This window comes from Mesorhizobium sp. M2A.F.Ca.ET.037.01.1.1 (assembly GCF_003998075.1).
Taxonomy (GTDB): domain Bacteria; phylum Pseudomonadota; class Alphaproteobacteria; order Rhizobiales; family Rhizobiaceae; genus Mesorhizobium.
The window spans coordinates 1-15,740 of sequence record NZ_RZSA01000027.1 but is presented as its reverse complement, the minus strand read 5'-3'; the positions used below and the strand labels follow the sequence as shown (position 1 = coordinate 15,740).

The window sequence follows — 15,740 nt, the reverse complement described above, 5'->3', positions numbered from 1 at the left end:
CTTCAAGCGCGGGAACGGCACCTTTCGACATGTTGGTATAGGCCCCGACGATGATTGAAAGATCGGGATTTGCCTGCAGCATGGTCTGCGTCTTGATCTGATTATCTGGAGGTGAGTAGTCGGTCCGGTGCACAGCCACGACCTTGAAATCAGGATATTTGGCTTTCACCTCTTCGAGTGCCTTGTCGAAGGCGACGGTAATGGGATGCAGATTTGGTCCGGTCAGGATGCCAACTTTTTGCGGGCCGGGATTATCAGTCGCGGCCTTTTCCATCACAGCCTCGAAGGCATTCGGCGTCTCGTTGCCGCCCACGTAGATGAGGGTTCCCGGTGACCAAAGCTCATCGCCCTCCTTGGATGAGCGTCCGCAAGCCGTGCCTGTAGCCTGTGCCACCAGGACATTGGCCGCCGGCGCCAGCTTAGTGACCGACTCGCAAACTTGGCTGCCCTCCACCGGCACGACGATCCACGCGTTGTAGCCGTTGAGCAGCGCGTTTTGCATCTGGTTGACTTGGGTGGCGACGTCGAAGCGAGCGTCGAACACGTCGAACTCGAAGCCATACTTCTTGGCCATGTTGCGCACCCCCGTCACCGTCGACTGGACAGCGCTGTTGGTGCCGATCTCAATGAAGAGCGCAAGCTTCAACGGCTGATCGGTGTTGACGACGACCGGCTTAGGCAGTCCGACGTCAACCTGCACCTCCTTGGCAAAGGCCATTCCCGGCAATGTCGAGGTGATCCCTGCAATGAGCAGAACCCTCATTGTCGACCTCACTGCCTCGCCTCTCCGCAGCCAGTGTCTGTTGAGCGCCCACATCACTCCACCTCCGGCTTGAAGGCGTCGACATTTCCTTTGTCGATGAGATACGGATTGGTCGGAGGCTGTCCTTCGACCAGAGGCTCGCCGAGATCGCCGATCGCGCGTGCAACTGCCTCGCCCTTCTGGGCCTTCGCGATTGCCATCACCGCGTTGTAGGCGTTGGACTTCAGACGGTTGGCGCTGGAGACCGCGATCTTGCCCTCTTTCAGGGCTTCTACCGCCCAGGTAGTCGCACCGTTGTCGTAGATCTTGACCTTATCCAGTTTTCCCGCCTCCTCCAGGACTGGCACAAGACCCTTCGAGAGGTTCGAAAAGGCGGTATAGTAGAGCGTCATGTCTGGGTTTGCCTGGACCATCGGCCCTGACTTCTCCAGGGCGCTTGGCGTCGAATAGTCCGTCCGGGCGATCGCCACGACCTGCACTTCGGGATACTTCTTCTTGAACATCGCAAGTGCGGCTTCATGGTTTTTCGTAATCGGATTGAGCTCAGGCCCAGTGATTACCCCAAGTTTCTGGGGCCCTGGATTTTCTTTGCCCATCCGGTCCAATACCTGAAAGAAGGCGAGTGGCGTTTCTGCGCCGCCCACATAGGCAAGGGTTCCGGGTGACCAAAGAGCGGCACCTTCGTTCGCGCCGCGGCCGCAGATAGACAGGACGGCCGTGACGACAAGGATGTTCTTTGCCGGCGCATCCTTCGTGGCGACATCGCACATGGTGTTGCCTTCGACCGCCTTAAGCACCCAAGCGTCGTAGTCGCGCGCAAGGGCGTTTTGCAGCTGATTGAGCTGGGTCACCGGGTCGAATTTGCCGTCAAAGACGTCGATCTGCCATCCGAGTTTCTTGGCGGCTTCCGTTGCGCCGTCAATGCTGGCCTGCATGGCACTGTTGTTCGTGCCTTCCGAGAAGAAGGCGATCTTCAGCGGTCTGTCGTTGGCAAGTTGAACGGATTTGCCTTCGCCGACATCCACGGCGACAGGCTGCGCCAGGCTCGAATTTGCGGCCACTGCCGCAAGCGCCAAAGCCAGCCCTGCCATCCTTATCTTGTTTACAGTCATTCCCTTCCTCCCTTTGGATTGTTCATTGAGCCGTGTAGCCGCCGTCGGCTGCGATATCGGCTCCGGTGACGAAACTTGATTCATCGCTGGCCAGAAACAGCGCGACGCGTGCGATTTCGATTGGATCGGCTTGCCGCTTCATTGGGTGAGCATCGATAAGGTTACGGACATAGGCAGCCCCTTCCGCACTTTCCTCCATTGCACGTTGCGTCATCTCGGTGCGCGTCGAGCCAAGGACGACAGAGTTCGAGCGGATGCCGTTGCCCGCGTAGGTAACGGCGTCACACTTCGAAAGCAGCCGCACAGCCGCCTTGGTGCCGTGGTAGAGGGGGATGTCGGCATTGCCGATGACCCCGTAGGTCGACGAGATATTGACGACGCTCCCTGGCTGGCCCGCCGCCAGAAGGCCGGCGATCACGTGCTTGGTGCAAAGGAATGTGCCCTTCACGTTGACAGAGAAAACCGCGTCGAAGTCTGCGACCGTTGCCTCATGGGTAGGCTTTCCCGAACCCGCGATGGCGGCGGCATTTATCAGTACATCCGGCACGCCCCATTCAGCGGCAATGTTGGAGATCGCTGCCGAGATGACGCCTTCATCGGTGATGTCGACCTTGCAGTAGCGAACAGCAGCTTCTCCGAGAGCCGCCAGCGCGTCAGGGGCCGTATCCTTGCTGTCGAATATCGCGACTTTGGCGCCCTCCGACACGAAGAGCGCGGTGATCGCGCTACCGACCCCACCCGCACCACCGGTGACGATTGCTATCCTACCTGCCAGACGTTTCATCCTTGGGCTCCAAGCGATTCCATGATCGTGCGCTGATTGCCGATTGCAGCCATGAGCAGGAGCCCGCCATCGACGAAAAGCGTTATTCCGGTGGTGTAGTTGGCGTTCGGCGAGGCGAGATAGGCGATGGCTTCAGCCATTTCCTCGGGCTTGCCGGGCCGGCCAACGGGAAGTTCGGGACGCTTGCGTGCGCTTACGTCCTCACCTTCCTTGGCGCCGCTCATCGGCGTCGCCGTTTCTCCCGGCCCGATGGCGGCCACGCGGATACCGTGCGGCGCCAGATCAAGTGCCATGCACTTTGTGAGCATACCGACGCCGGCTTTGGACGCACAGTACGCGGCTCCGCCCTTGAGGGGCACGGCTTCGTGCACTGACGATAGATTGACGATACGACCGGCCGTGCCGGCGGCTACCATGTGATTGGCTATGATCTGGCCGGCAACGAAAGCGCCGGTGAGATTGCATGCGAGCACCCGGTTCCAATCGTCCAATTTAAGTTCCAAGAAGTCATCAAACGCGAGGGTGCCGGCGTTGTTGACGAACACATGTACGCCGTTCAACTCAGCCACAAGCGCATCCAACGCCGTGCGGATCGAGGCGGGATCCGTCTGTTCCATCTGTCGGACTGCAGCTTTGCGGCCGCTGGCTCGCACACGGCGCGCGGTCTCTTCCGCCCCGTCGACATTGCCTGCGTAAGTTATGCCGATGTCATATCCGAGATTGGCCAGATGTACTGCTGTCGCCCGGCCTATTCCTGAACTCGCGCCAGTGATGATTGCGATTTCATTGGGCATGCGTGTCCACCCTGGTTGCGCGCATCGCAGGCAACATGGCCGCCGTGTCCCAATGGAACGGCCGCAGTTCCAGGATCCGGTTGTTTCGTACACGGAAGAACTGGAGCAGTGGCCAGTCGACCTCCCGGCCCGTCGGGCGCGACACCGCATAGACATGCGAGCGGCTGAAGATGACGTCTTCACCTGACGGATAGAATTGCGGATTTTTCACTTCCAGGGATGACCACTGGCGACCGAAAGCCTCCATCCATCCCTTGAAGCCGTCCGGCCCGCGCCATTCGCCGCCGTAAGGCAGGGAGCCTGGCTGGTGCAGCACGCATTCCGCGTCCAGGGTTTCAGCGATAATGCCGAAATCACCACCGCTGGGGGAAAGATAGATCGTTTCTGCCTCGTAGAAACGCATCAACGTTTCAAAAGCCGCGTTCGTTGTATTGCTCATTGGCGTGCCGCTTCCCTGTCGGACATCATTTGGTCAGTCGGCCTCTGGCTGGTAGGCATCGACGTTTGAGGAATCGATGAATTGGACCAGCGCACCTTTGGTGATCGGCTTGCCTTCGTTTTGGATAACTCGCGGGACAGGTTCCCCGCGTTGCGCCGCGGCGATAGCCTCGATCGAAGCGGCGGCATTGGAACGAAGATAGAGAGCGGTCGTGAAATCGATGGTACCGGCCTTGACCGCTTGTTTTGCCCACGCCGTGCCGCCAGCGTCGAACACCTTCACATTTCCCAGCTTGCCGGCCGCTTCTAGTGCCTGAACGATGCCGCGCGTCATGTTGGAGTAGTGCGAGAAATACAGTGTGATCTCTGGATGAGCCGACACGATCGGCTGCGCCTTCTCGAAGGCTACCGGTGTTGACCAATCCGTCCTCGCTTTGGCCACCACTGACCAGTCCGGAGTTTCTGCGAGAAACCGCTGCAGCGCGGCCTCGAAGTTCAGCGTAATGGGATTGAGGTCGTTGCCTGTGAGGATGCCCACCTTCTGTGGCCCCGGCGCGAGCTCGCGGACTTTGTGGAGCACCTCCAGGAATGCGTCCGGAGTTTGTGTACCACCAACATAGGCGAGCGTTCCTGGGGACCACTGCGCCTCGCCTTCCTTTCCGGAACGTCCGCAGATCGGAAGCACCGCGTTGACGACAAGGATATTGTGCTGCGGCGCGGTAACCGACGCGGGCTCACACATGGTGTTGCCTTCGAGTGGTTTGACAATAAAAGCGTCATAGTCGCGGTTCAGAGCGTTCGCGATTTGGTTGCTCTGTTTGACGGCATCGAAGCTCCCGTCAAAAACATCGATCGCCCAGCCATGCTTGGCCGCGGCTTCCTTGGCACCCTCGATGCTTGCAGTCATCGCGGAATTGTTGGTGCCTTCGGAAAAGAAAGCGATCTTCAGCGGCCGATCTTTGGCGAGCTTGACAACCATACCGCCGCCCACGTCGACGTCGACCGTCTCCCCGGCGTAGAGCGGTTGAACCCCAAAGATCCCGAGCGCCAAGGCACAGGCAATCAGCTTCATTGTATCCTCCCTCAACACAGATGTCTGGTCCTTGCCCGGTTCAGGCCACAACAGCCTCACTGGGCGGTCCAGCCGCCATCTACTTTCAGGCTTGTTCCCGTGACGAGCGCGGCGCCGTCGCTCGCCAGAAATGCAGCGGCTTCCGCCACGTCTTGCGGTACTCCAACCCTCCCCAGGGGTATTTTCGACATGACCTCTGCGCGGAAGCCGCCATCTTCGAACATCGGCGCGGTCATCGGCGTCTCGATGAAAGTCGGCGCAATGGCGTTAACCCGAATATTCATTGGCGCCAGTTCAATGGCCAGCGCCTTCACCAGCCCTTCCACCCCATGCTTTGATGCGCAGTAAGCCGTGCGGTTCGCCGCGCCCACGTGCCCCATCTGCGAAGTGATGTGGATCATGGCGCCGCCCTTGCCATGTGCAGCAATCTTGGCTGCCGCAGCCTGCGAGAGGAAAAAAGCTGCCTTCAGATTAAGCCCAAACAGCCTGTCGTAATGTTCCTCCGTCACGACAGCGATCGGCTCCGGGATGTTCAATCCGGCGCTGTTGATCAACACGTCTAGCCGCGGCAACGATGCGACCGCAGCACCAAGGGCCGTGGTATCGGTCACGTCGAGCTGCACCGATACGGCCTGGCCGCCGGCGGCCGCGATTGCCGTTTCGATCGCATGCAACTCCGATAATCGCCTGCCAACCAACACGACCGCGGCGCCTGCCTCAGCCACACGTATCGCGGTAGCTTTACCGATGCCGCTGGATGCACCCGCCACAAGTATGGTCTTGCCGCCGAGTGACGAATGGTGGGGCCCTGTCGACACCGTCAACGCCCCCGCAGCTCATGGTTCACCGCGAAATCGTCCGGCGGTGTCGGTCCCCAGATATAGAAGGCATCTTCGGCGTCGTGATCCCCTGCCCGCCATTCCATGTTCTTGGGAATGAAATCCATGTCGCAGGAGTACTCGGCATAGCTGCCCCAGGGATCACGCACATAGTGGAAGTAGTTGGATCCAAGGACATGTCGACCAAGGCCCCATCCACGGGAAAAGCCTTTGTCGGCCATCTGCATCGCGCCGAGGCCAATCGCATTCAGGCTATCGACTTCCCAACTCGTATGATGGATGCCCGGTCCAGTAGATCGTACGAACGCCACCAGATGGTGGTCGCTTCCATGACGACCGTGCAGGAAGGCAATCTCATTGCCGGTGCGGTCAGAAAGCGCGAGACCGAGAGCGCTTTCATAGAACTTCACGGCACGATCGACATCGGCCGTGAAAAGCAGCACATGCGACATGCGGTTAGGCCGCGTGGCAGGCGCGTTCCTTCGCGCAGGAGCACCGGCAACGCCCGGAGGAGAAGACTGAAACTGCCCATGGCCTTTGGTGTCCGGCGAAGACTTTGCCGCGACCTTGAGTTCGACCAATGTGCCGTCCGGATCGCGAAACCAGATGCCGTTGGATTCCAGTCCTCGCGGCGGATCGAGACGATGAACGCCCAGGTCGCCCAACCGTCGCGCAAACCGCGCTAGGTCTTGTTCGAAAATCCCGAAGGAAAGGTAGCCCAGCGACTTGTGCGGGCCCTCAGCAATGCGGCACCAAGTATGGCTGTGTCCGAACGTGCAAAGAGCAAGGCCTTTCCCATCCTGCCGCACATCCAGGCCGAAAGACGCATGAAACGTTTCCGCCTGAGCGAGGTCCGGAACGGAGAATGTGAAGCTGTCGAGTGAGTGAACACCGAGAACGCCACCCTCGGCATCACTTGCTATATATCCCCTTAAGGCTGTCATGTCGTCCTCCCGAGTGACCTGCCAAGTCTCTACGCCGCGCGCAGACCCGAAGCCTCGCCCTCATCGAGAATCCTGTTCCGGAGTAGCCCGACACGCTCTATCTCCACCTCGCAAATGTCCCCGGGCTTCATGTAAAGCTTTGGGTTGCGCGCGTGCCCGATACCGGACGGGGTGCCCGTCACGATCACGTCGCCAATCTCAAGTGTCACCGCCTCCGAAAGCGTGGCAATCAGCGTGGCGACGTCGAAAATCAGTTGATTGATCGACGCCGATTGCACGACCTCACCGTTGAGGCGAGTTTCGATTTGCAGTCCCGCCGCACCTTCTGGCAACTCGTCGGCCGTAACGAGATCCGGACCAAAGGCGCCCGTCGAATCGAAGTTCTTTCCGATCGTCCATTGCGGCGTCTTGAACTGATATTCCCGAACCGAGCCGTCGTTGAAGACTGAATATCCGAGCACGTGAGAAAGCGCGTCCGCTTTCGCTATGTGTCGTCCGCCGACGCCAATAACGACGGCCAACTCGCCCTCAAAATCGAGCGTATCCGAGACACGGGGGCGCACCATCGGAACATCGTGTCCCATCAGGCTCGACGCGAAGCGGGGAAAGAAGGTGGGATATTCCGGCTGCTTGTATCCGCTTTCGGCGGTGTGGTCGGAATAGTTGAGCCCTACGCAAACGATCTTCGGGGGCGTGCGCAGTGGAGGCAGCACCTCTACCGCAGCATCATCAAAAAGCGGCGCCTCACGAAGCGACCGAAAGGCCTCGATAAGGCCTTCGCGGCCCCGCGCTACCAATTGGTCGAGAGAACCTACATAACCTGTTTCGTTTTCAAACGCTCCTCGCCAGGCGTTGCCCACAAAGACACCTACGCCCAAAGCGCCGGAGCGCCGCAGTGACCTGAACCGCATATTAATTTCCTCTGGGAAAATCCTCTTGAAGCGAACCTAGTTGGAACAGGACAGCGAGTCAACAATAATATATTATCTTTGGCGTAAAAGGTTGGATATGGTCGTTTTCAAGCTTGGAATGGAGTCGCGGATGCAGCAGGAGCCGGCGAACAAGGCGTCCCTCGTCAGGGAGCGACTGCGCTTAGAAATCCTCCATGGCAGGCTTCTGCCGGGTCAAAAGCTCAATATCAGCGAACTGTGCGGGCGCCTCGAGGTGACTCTGCCCGCAGTTCGAGAAGCCTTGTCAGCCCTGCAAGGTGAAGGGCTCGTGGAACTGAAGGCGAAGAAGGGGTTCGAGGTGAGCCAATTTTCCTCGCAGGATTTCGCGGAGTTGACCCAAGCCCGCATCGAGATCGAATCAATCTGCCTGCGCCTGTCCATCGCATCCGGAGACGGAGCCTGGGAGGGGCGAGTTGAAGAGGCTTTGCGGCAGCTGCTCGCAACGCAGAGATATACGGATGAATTGCCTCCACAGATGAACGAGTCTTGGAGTGACCTGCATGCTCACCTTCATGAGGAGTTGGCGTCCGGCATGGAAAACAGGTGGCTTGCCGATACTAGGAGAGCGCTGTTTCGCCAGAGCGAACGGTTCCGGCGGCTTTCTGTGCCCATGGAGCGCAACACCCGCAACGTCGACGAAGAGCACCGCTCGATCGTCGCGGCGGCTTTGGCACGCGATACCGACCACGCGGTGGAGCTCCTGCGCCAGCACCTTCAGGCAACATACCGCATCGTCGCCGGCTGACAGGCGGCATCTGGTCAACTTGTGTGGCGATGGCGCGCGACGAAAGCCCGCTTCTTGGCCTTGTTGCCGCACCCCCTGCCATCGGTCGCGCACCAGATCCTGTTATTCGCGCGACTCAAGTCGAGAAAATACATGTTGCAGGTCGGATCCGCGCACCGCTTCACTCGGTCGAGATCGGTTCTTTCGCCAACCAGTTGCAGAAAGTCACGAGCAAGCGTCGAGAGTATAGACGGCACGAGGACGTCCGCATGCCAGGTCAGGCTGGCTCCCCCTTCCCCCAATTCAGGACGCAAGGGCGGTCGTTTGGCGGCCTGATTGAGCGCGTGAACATCCGCGCGATCGGGTGTGCGTCCAGCGACAACATCGGATAGCACGTGGACCATAACGTGGCGGAGAGCCTTTGCATCTGCAAGGTCCTCGTCTTTCAGAACGATATCTTTTACCGCGAAGCCAGCCGCCTCGATCCACCTATCCAGATCGTCGAGGGTGCCCAGCCGCTCGATGTCGCGATGTCCCCTCTCTCCCACAGTCGCGATGAAATCGAGCACAAGCCGGTTCGATCGGAAGCGGAATTCTAGATCGCCTGCGGAAATCTTGCGCGCCATGAGTAACCTGCTTAGATGGTTCCCTTTTAGCCGATACGCGCAAGGATGTCCACAACGCCAGCCCAGCCGGCCTCAGGTCCCGGGCGCGAGTCCCGCGGCGGAGACGTAGTCAGGTACGTGCCAGTAGAATGGACGAAACTCTGTGATGCGGCCATTCTGAACGGTCACGACCTGAGCCATAGGCGCATTGAGCACGTCACCGCTACGTCTTGCGCGGGTGACCAGTCGGCAAAGGATCACTACTTTGTCCTCGGCAACAAGAAACCGCGCGTCCTCAACCGATAACTGGTCGAAGGCGTCGCTCATCTTTAGCGACCATTCCCGGAATCCGGCATGCCCTCGATACTCGCCCCCCCAAGGCAAATCCGGCGATTGATGCAACTCGACGTCGGGATGCAGTGTGGATGCCATCTCGTCGAACGACGCACCTGCGGCCGCGCCGCCCGCGGCCATGTAGCGACGTTCGGCATCATAAAACGCATTGAGAACATCAATTGGATTGTCCATGGTTTTTCTTTCACAAGAAGGCGCGTCGTCCTGATCGCGAGCGAGAAGGCCCACAGCGCCAGTTGCATGGGATAATCAACGCAGGAGGGTCCAGGCGACCTAGCGCCGGGACCCGCGCTATGTGGAGTACAGAACTGCTCAGGGCGATTCAGGCACGTATCCGTTCACATTCGTCTTCGTGATGATCGCAACTTCACCGGGGGTTTGGCCGGGAAGCAGGGCATGCCCATCATTGAGGACGACATGGGGTACTGGTTTGCCGTCGAAGGCATCCACGAGAAGCCGCACAGCGGTCGCGGCGGCCGTTGCTCGATAGTAACCAGTCGTAGCCGAGATCGTGCCCGACTTGATCGCGTCCACCGACCATTTCGTTCCCCCTGCCTCGTACAGACGGACCTGACCAGCGCGGCCGGCAGTCTCCAGCGCCGCTGCAGCACCCTTCGACATATTGGTGTAAACGCCAACGATGGCATCAATGTCAGGCGCCACTTGAAGGATGTTCTGGGTCTTCTGTTGGTTCATCTCTGGTGAATAGTCGGTCCTATGCGTTGCCACCACTTGGACCTCCGGGTGTTCCTTCAGGACCTCGGCGACCGCCTTGTCAAAGGCCTGCGTTATGGGATGAATCTCTTGCCCCGTAAGAAGCGCGATTTTCTGCGGGCCGGGCTTGTCCTTGACCGCCTGCATAATCACTTTCTTGAAAGCCGACGGCGTTTCGTTACCGCCGATATAGGTCAACGTGCCCGGCGACCACAGTTGCTCGCCCTCGTTTACCGAGCGGCCACAGATCGACATCGTAACCACCGCAACTGGTATGCCGGCCTTGGGTGCCTCTTTGGCAGCCATGTCGCATACTTGGTTGCCTTCGATTGCCGCGACGACCCAGGCGTCATAACCGGCTAGCAGGGCGTTCTGCATCTGGTTTACTTGGCGGGCAATATCGAAGCGTGCATCGAACACATCGACCTCGATACCGTGTTTGGCCGCTTCTTCCTTAGCGCCGGTGACGGTGGATTGTACGGCCGAATTGGTCCCGATCTCTATGAACAGCGCAATCTTCTTCAGCCCGCCTTTTGTCACAGTAATGGGCTTGTCCAGTCCGACATCGACTTGCGTCTCCTCGGCCAGCACCGGCTGAAGTCCAGCAAGCAGAAGCAACGCCCCTGCTGCAATTGCTCTCGATCTATTCGCGGTCAAATGTTCCTCCCAGAGTTGCTGCTAGTTTGATCCCCGAGGCAGCAGCAGCTTCAGCCGCTCGGGCCTATTGGACTGATCGGTCCAATGATAGTCAAAAAAATTTATCCGACTAGACGAGCGCGCATCATGGGCCAGACATGACCGATGAAATCGGGCGAATTGCGCACCTTGGATTGCAGAACGGCCCCTGTCATCATCATGTACAAGTCCTGCGCGGCGACGCGAGCGTCATCTACCTTGAAACTCCCTGCCCTCACGCCAACAGCAACAGCCTTTTCCAGGAAGCCAATGATCCTGTCGAATACGCTTTCGACGACCGCGCGAACCTTCTCGTCGAGCGTGCTCATCTCAGCGGCCCCCAGAACATAAGGACATCCTAGAATCTTGCCGGTTAGCTCTTTCTGCCGGGCAAGGTCGACAGTCGTGATTGCGACGTAGGCCTTCAATTGCTCCTCGGCCGTCATCGATTCCTTGAACACCTGCGCATAGTCTGCCGCCACGCGCTTCCAGTGGAACTCGTAGGCAGCAACCACCAAATCCGACTTCGATGGAAAGAAATGATAGAGACTGCTCTTGCTTACTTTGGCGCGCTTGCAAACCATGTCGGTCGACACGTTGCCGACGCTGCGAGCCCAGATGAGGTCAAGCGTCGCTTGCAGAATTCGCTCTTGGGTCGTTTCAGCTTCAATCATCGATGCAATTTACATTGGACTGATCAGTCCAGTCAAGGGGGAGTTGGCGAGCGTTTTACGAGGAACTTTTAGATAATTTTCCGGGATGCAGAGTGGACTAAGGCGCGCCACAAAAATTGGCTCGTATCAGTTGGGTCTGCTGGTCGGAGCAGCCTGGTGTAGTAGGCCCGCCGCCTTGAGATCGGACCGAAGCGCATCGGGAACCGACACCTGAGAGATCGCAACGTTTTGCCTCATCTGTTCGACACTGCCGCCACCGGGAATGACGGGTATGATCTGCGGATGAAGTAGCGGGAAGTGGAATGCTGCACCTATCAGTCGCACGCCATGTCGCTCGCAGACGGCCTGGATCCTGCGGACACGATCGAGTATTTCGGGCGGAGCTTTGGCGTAGTTGTAGTATGCGCCTTCAATTGGCCCGGTTGCGAGAATCCCGGAATTGTAGGGTCCACCGATGACAACGCCGATGCCGCGCGCATCGCAGAACGGAAGGAAGCTATCGAGGGCCTCCTGTTCAAACAGTGTGTAGCGTCCGGGGACAAGGAAGATGTCGAAGTCGCCACGGTTTGCCACGGCCTGACTGCATTCGACGTCGTTCTGACCGCTGCCTATGGCCTTGGCCACTCCGTGCTCGCGGAGCCTCACCATCGCTTCATAGCCGCCCTCGTCGAAGAATTGGGCGATCTTGACTTGAAATGCCTCACGCGATCCATGTGTGAAGATGTCGAGATCGTGGACCATCAGGATGTCAAAGCGATCGATCCCCAGGCGCTCGAGGGAATCCTCGTCGTACGTGTAGTCGTAGGTCACTTCTCGGTTGGGCACCTCGTGCCAAAGGCCGATCCCTTCACGCTTATCCGGGGCGGTCACGCGTAGCAGCCTGCCCACCTTTCCGCTTAACAAGCAGTCTGAATCGGCTTCTTGAATCGAGTTCGGCGAACTGCCACGCAACCCATTGGCGAACAACGATTATGTTAGTCGCTGAAGGTCGTTGTTTTCTACGGGAAATCAATACGTTAGCGCTTGGTTCGCGACCCGTTTCCCCCGTATTCTCTCGTATGGTCTGCCGAACCTAAGGACTAGTCTTTCCTGCACGCGGTTTCTCTTCATCCCACAAAAGGGTCGATGAACCCGTGACGAACGCGACAGCTTTGAGGCCGAAGGCGGCCTGGGGGCTTCTGGTGTATGGGTGCGAGTCAGCAGTCGTTGGTATTGTAGGATGCAACCAGTTTGTTTTGAGGGACAATGCTGTGACTCGCGGAGGCGGATTCCGTCGCGCAGCTCGTGCGAATAGGGAAGGCGCTGGGAATTCAAGGCAAGGTGTCACGAACGTTAAACAGGCGCCCGGGAGTACAGGGGGATTGGCCGGCGATTGGTCATTCCCAATCGAATCTTGGTATCGGCCCAAGTTGGGGCGTCGTGCGTTCCCCTAGGTCGATGAAGACTTCGTCGACGTAGCACCAGCCCCATCCTTCCGGCGGATCATAACCTTCGATCACCTGATGGCCGGTGGCCCGAAAATGCGCCGTCGCTACCCTCGCCGATGCCTGTCCTGACGAACCCCTTCTGATCGAGCGCGACATTGCAGCCGGCAAGCCAGTCCGTATTCGGATCGGCGCCGACCAGCAGGAAGAGATGGCGTATCCGGCGCATGGTCTCTTCGCCCGTGTCGGCATTCCGCCAGCTTACGTTGGTCAGATTTTCGTCGCCGTGAAGCCCGACAACTTCCGTGCGCAGCAGGACCTCGATGTTCGGTTGCGCCTTGATGCGCTCCACCAGATAGCTCGACATCGACGACGTAAGGCTGGCTCCGCGGGCCAGCAGCCAGACCTTTCCCGTCTGGCCCGCAAGATAGACGGCAGCTTGGCCAGCGGAGTTGCCGGCGCCCACCAGCGCGATCTCCTGACCTTCGCAAAGACGCGCCTCGATGGGCGAGGCCCAATAATGCACCGATCCCCCCTCGAACGGGGCCAGATCGGCCAGATCCAGCCTGCGGTAACGTGCGCCGCTCGCGATGACAACCGTGCGTGCTCTGGCGTTTTGTCCATCGCCCAGATCCAGCCTGTAGTTCTCTCCGTCCATCCCGAGACGAAGGACCTCTTCGGGTATCGCTGTTTCAGCACCAAACTTCTGAGCTTGGCTGTAGGCGCGGGCCATCAGAGCCAAACCGGAAATGCCGGTCGGAAACCCCAGGTAGTTCTCTATCCTGGACGACGCGCCTGCCTGCCCTCCGAAGGCCCTGCAATCCAAGACCATCGTCGAAAGCCCCTCGGAAGCGGCGTACACAGCAGCTGCCAGCCCCGCCGGGCCCGATCCGACGATCGCAACGTCGAAGACCTTGGTTTCGTCGATTCGCCGAAGGAGGCCTATGCAACGAGCAAGCTCCGTCTCACTGGGATTGCGCAGAAACGTGCCGTCTGCACAGAGCACGATCGGCAGATGATGAATATCTATGTGGAAACGCTCGACCAATGCGGCGGCGTCTGGATCGCGGTCGGGATCCAGGACACGATAAGGCTGCACGTTGCGGCGCAAGAAGCCTTGCAGGCGCAATACATCGGCCGCTTCGGCCCGTCCTAGGATTATTGGCCCTCCGGCCGAGACTTCCAGCAGGTTCGCGCGACGCAGTATCAAAGCTCGCATTATCCGCTCGCCCAGCGCGGCTTCCTGGACAAACAGGTCCCGAAGGCGATCCGACGTGATGACGAGCGCCGAGGTGTCCTCGGTCACATCCACGTCGACAAGGGCAGGCCGATCGGACAATTGCGCCAGCTCGCCGGTGAACTGACCGGCGCCGTAGGTCACAATAACCTCGCGCTGGTCGAGCGCCATTTCCTGACTGACTTCGATCCTGCCTGAAAGCACCACGATGAAGCCCGGGGCCAAGCTGCCACTTGTCACGACCCGCGTCCCAGCGCGATATGTCGCGCCACTGCCGAACCGCTTCAGCCGCTCGATGTCGCGGGGCTCCAGAACGGGAAACATCTGGTCATATCTCGGATGACGAGCCAGGTTTGTCATGCCTTCCCTTCCCCAGTCGCTGGTCATTCAGCCGGTGTAGTCACGGCGCGGCGCGAAAGCGTAACCGCATAAACGAACAAGCCAGCGGCGGTCAGCACGAAGCCGGCAAGCGGTGAGAAAAGGACACTGTATCCCGCCGCGATAACCAGTCCGCCGCCCCATGCCCCGAGGGCATTCGCCACGTTAAGGGCGGCCAGGTTCATCGCCCCCATAAGCGTCGGAGCTTCGGGCGCGAAGTGCGTCATGCGCACTTGAATGGTTGGAATTGCTGCCATCATTGCGGCACCGACGGCAAACAGGCAGGGAAAGAAAACCCATGCGTGGCTTCCAAGACCCGACAAAATAACCAGCACCGCGAGCGTGACCACGTATCCGAGGACCAGACCACGGTATGCAAAATTGTCCGCCAGATACCCGCCGACCAAATTGCCTGCGGTCATGCCGACACCAAAGACGCCGAGCGCCAATGGTATCGTGGACGGATCGAGCTGCACCACATCGGTGACCAGCGGGCCGATGAATGCATAGACCGCAAAAATGCTCGATATCCCCAAGGCCGCGACGACGATTATCGCCCAGACATCCCACCGCCGCAGCGCCGACAGCTCGTGCACGACCGAGCCTCCGCGAAGGGCTTCGGAGCGCGGAACGAAGAGGAACAGTGCAAGGAATGCGACGGCGCCCAGCGCGGCCACTGCGAGATAGGTGTTCCGCCAGCCGAGCATCTGACCCAGAAACGTTGCCAACGGCGATCCAAAGATCGTTGCCACCGTCAGTCCGGTCATGACGAGCGAAAAGGCCTTTCCTGCCCGTTCCGCTCCGAAAAAGTAGGCTGCCACAACTGCTCCCGCTCCAAAGTAGGCGCCTTGCGGCATGCCGCTTATGAAACGAGCAACCGTAAACAGGCCGATATTGCTCGCCATCGACGAGAGGACGTTTCCAACGACCCACAGTCCCATCAGACAGAGCAAGAGAGTGCGCCGATTTAGCTTGGCTGCGACGAGCGTAACGAGTGGTGCCCCAAGCACGACTCCGAAGGCATAGCCGGTGACCGCGTTCGTAGCAGTCGGAATGTCGATGCCTAGATCGGCAGCATACAGTTGGATGATACCCATGCTCGCGAACTCGGCCGTGCCGATGCAGAAGCTGCCCAGCGTCAGCGCGAGAAGGGCGAGCGTCTGGTTCTCATGGGGCACACTTGAGGGAGCAAGTTTCGTTGCCCTGCATTGAGCCTCATAGGCCTTCTCAAACATAGATCCACCTCATCGGTCTTAGCC

17 protein-coding genes are annotated in these 15,740 nt (G+C 59.2%); 1 reads left to right on the top strand and 16 read right to left on the bottom strand.

Features of this window, described 5'->3' with window-relative positions:
* From EOA27_RS02900 to EOA27_RS02860, 9 genes are all read right to left on the bottom strand, one after another.
* A partial coding sequence (locus EOA27_RS02900; protein ID WP_245491017.1) for a sugar ABC transporter substrate-binding protein occupies window positions 1-763 on the bottom strand: 763 nt, incomplete at its 3' end.
* 53 nt (window positions 764-816) lie between these two features.
* Complete coding sequence (locus EOA27_RS02895; protein WP_245491016.1) at window positions 817-1,875, bottom strand: sugar ABC transporter substrate-binding protein; 1,059 nt, start codon at window positions 1,873-1,875, stop codon at window positions 817-819.
* A 22-nt stretch (window positions 1,876-1,897) separates the two neighbouring features.
* On the bottom strand, window positions 1,898-2,659 hold the full coding sequence (locus EOA27_RS02890) for an SDR family oxidoreductase (protein ID WP_126079593.1): 762 nt from the start codon (window positions 2,657-2,659) through the stop codon (window positions 1,898-1,900).
* A complete protein-coding gene (locus EOA27_RS02885) occupies window positions 2,656-3,453 on the bottom strand; it encodes an SDR family oxidoreductase (RefSeq protein ID WP_126079594.1) in 798 nt (265 codons plus the stop codon). The genes EOA27_RS02890 and EOA27_RS02885 overlap by 4 nt, the downstream gene beginning before the upstream one ends.
* Window positions 3,443-3,892: a nuclear transport factor 2 family protein gene (locus tag EOA27_RS02880; RefSeq protein WP_127255418.1), complete on the bottom strand. Its 450-nt coding sequence runs from the start codon at window positions 3,890-3,892 to the stop codon at window positions 3,443-3,445. The genes EOA27_RS02885 and EOA27_RS02880 overlap by 11 nt, the downstream gene beginning before the upstream one ends.
* A 33-nt stretch (window positions 3,893-3,925) precedes the next feature.
* Window positions 3,926-4,963 carry a sugar ABC transporter substrate-binding protein gene (locus tag EOA27_RS02875; RefSeq protein WP_127255416.1) on the bottom strand — a complete coding sequence of 346 codons (1,038 nt, stop codon included), beginning with the start codon at window positions 4,961-4,963 and terminating at the stop codon, window positions 3,926-3,928.
* Window positions 4,964-5,019: 56 nt separating this feature from the next.
* On the bottom strand, window positions 5,020-5,733 hold the full coding sequence (locus EOA27_RS02870) for an SDR family NAD(P)-dependent oxidoreductase (protein WP_245491018.1): 714 nt from the start codon (window positions 5,731-5,733) through the stop codon (window positions 5,020-5,022).
* Window positions 5,734-5,783: 50 nt separating this feature from the next.
* Entirely contained in the window at window positions 5,784-6,746 is a 963-nt protein-coding gene (locus EOA27_RS02865) for a VOC family protein (RefSeq protein ID WP_127255414.1), read from the bottom strand.
* Window positions 6,747-6,775: 29 nt separating this feature from the next.
* Window positions 6,776-7,657 carry a fumarylacetoacetate hydrolase family protein gene (locus EOA27_RS02860; protein WP_127255412.1) on the bottom strand — a complete coding sequence of 294 codons (882 nt, stop codon included), beginning with the start codon at window positions 7,655-7,657 and terminating at the stop codon, window positions 6,776-6,778.
* A gap of 130 nt (window positions 7,658-7,787) precedes the next feature.
* On the opposite strand from EOA27_RS02860, the gene EOA27_RS02855 reads away from it, so the two are divergent.
* Window positions 7,788-8,441: a GntR family transcriptional regulator gene (locus EOA27_RS02855; protein ID WP_189343286.1), complete on the top strand. Its 654-nt coding sequence runs from the start codon at window positions 7,788-7,790 to the stop codon at window positions 8,439-8,441.
* Window positions 8,442-8,455: 14 nt separating this feature from the next.
* On the opposite strand, the gene EOA27_RS02850 is transcribed toward EOA27_RS02855, so the two are convergent.
* The 7 genes from EOA27_RS02850 to EOA27_RS02815 all read right to left on the bottom strand — a co-directional run bounded on the left by EOA27_RS02850 (window position 8,456) and on the right by EOA27_RS02815 (window position 15,716).
* Window positions 8,456-9,046, bottom strand: coding sequence for a CGNR zinc finger domain-containing protein (locus EOA27_RS02850; RefSeq protein ID WP_127255410.1), 591 nt, complete (start codon window positions 9,044-9,046; stop codon window positions 8,456-8,458).
* A 72-nt stretch (window positions 9,047-9,118) separates the two neighbouring features.
* Entirely contained in the window at window positions 9,119-9,553 is a 435-nt protein-coding gene (locus EOA27_RS02845; RefSeq protein WP_126079601.1) for a nuclear transport factor 2 family protein, read from the bottom strand.
* A gap of 138 nt (window positions 9,554-9,691) precedes the next feature.
* Window positions 9,692-10,750, bottom strand: coding sequence for a sugar ABC transporter substrate-binding protein (locus tag EOA27_RS02840; protein WP_127255408.1), 1,059 nt, complete (start codon window positions 10,748-10,750; stop codon window positions 9,692-9,694).
* Window positions 10,751-10,851: 101 nt separating this feature from the next.
* Window positions 10,852-11,442, bottom strand: a complete 591-nt coding sequence (locus tag EOA27_RS02835) for a TetR/AcrR family transcriptional regulator (RefSeq protein WP_127255406.1) — start codon at window positions 11,440-11,442, stop codon at window positions 10,852-10,854.
* A 126-nt stretch (window positions 11,443-11,568) separates the two neighbouring features.
* The gene (locus EOA27_RS02830) at window positions 11,569-12,312 is read right to left on the bottom strand and encodes an aldo/keto reductase (RefSeq protein WP_145970248.1); all 744 of its coding nucleotides are present in this window, start codon (window positions 12,310-12,312) and stop codon (window positions 11,569-11,571) included.
* Between the two features lie 612 nt (window positions 12,313-12,924).
* Window positions 12,925-14,463 (bottom strand): cyclic nucleotide-binding domain-containing thioredoxin-disulfide reductase, encoded by a 1,539-nt coding sequence (locus EOA27_RS02820; RefSeq protein ID WP_127255420.1) that lies wholly within the window; start codon window positions 14,461-14,463, stop codon window positions 12,925-12,927.
* A 23-nt stretch (window positions 14,464-14,486) separates the two neighbouring features.
* Window positions 14,487-15,716 carry an MFS transporter gene (locus EOA27_RS02815; RefSeq protein WP_127255400.1) on the bottom strand — a complete coding sequence of 410 codons (1,230 nt, stop codon included), beginning with the start codon at window positions 15,714-15,716 and terminating at the stop codon, window positions 14,487-14,489.
* Window positions 15,717-15,740 lie beyond the last annotated feature (24 nt).

Excerpts from the sequence above, each read along its gene's own strand:
- EOA27_RS02895 (WP_245491016.1), bottom strand. The coding sequence starts at position 1,875 with ATGACTGTAAACAAGATAAGGATGGCAGGGCTGGCTTTGGCGCTTGCG.
- EOA27_RS02890 (WP_126079593.1), bottom strand. The coding sequence starts at position 2,659 with ATGAAACGTCTGGCAGGTAGGATAGCAATCGTCACCGGTGGTGCGGGT.
- EOA27_RS02885 (WP_126079594.1), bottom strand. The coding sequence starts at position 3,453 with ATGCCCAATGAAATCGCAATCATCACTGGCGCGAGTTCAGGAATAGGC.
- EOA27_RS02880 (WP_127255418.1), bottom strand. The coding sequence starts at position 3,892 with ATGAGCAATACAACGAACGCGGCTTTTGAAACGTTGATGCGTTTCTAC.
- EOA27_RS02875 (WP_127255416.1), bottom strand. The coding sequence starts at position 4,963 with ATGAAGCTGATTGCCTGTGCCTTGGCGCTCGGGATCTTTGGGGTTCAA.
- EOA27_RS02865 (WP_127255414.1), bottom strand. The coding sequence starts at position 6,746 with ATGACAGCCTTAAGGGGATATATAGCAAGTGATGCCGAGGGTGGCGTT.
- EOA27_RS02860 (WP_127255412.1), bottom strand. The coding sequence starts at position 7,657 with ATGCGGTTCAGGTCACTGCGGCGCTCCGGCGCTTTGGGCGTAGGTGTC.
- EOA27_RS02855 (WP_189343286.1), top strand. The coding sequence starts at position 7,788 with ATGCAGCAGGAGCCGGCGAACAAGGCGTCCCTCGTCAGGGAGCGACTG.
- EOA27_RS02850 (WP_127255410.1), bottom strand. The coding sequence starts at position 9,046 with ATGGCGCGCAAGATTTCCGCAGGCGATCTAGAATTCCGCTTCCGATCG.
- EOA27_RS02845 (WP_126079601.1), bottom strand. The coding sequence starts at position 9,553 with ATGGACAATCCAATTGATGTTCTCAATGCGTTTTATGATGCCGAACGT.
- EOA27_RS02835 (WP_127255406.1), bottom strand. The coding sequence starts at position 11,442 with ATGATTGAAGCTGAAACGACCCAAGAGCGAATTCTGCAAGCGACGCTT.
- EOA27_RS02820 (WP_127255420.1), bottom strand. The coding sequence starts at position 14,463 with ATGACAAACCTGGCTCGTCATCCGAGATATGACCAGATGTTTCCCGTT.
- EOA27_RS02815 (WP_127255400.1), bottom strand. The coding sequence starts at position 15,716 with ATGTTTGAGAAGGCCTATGAGGCTCAATGCAGGGCAACGAAACTTGCT.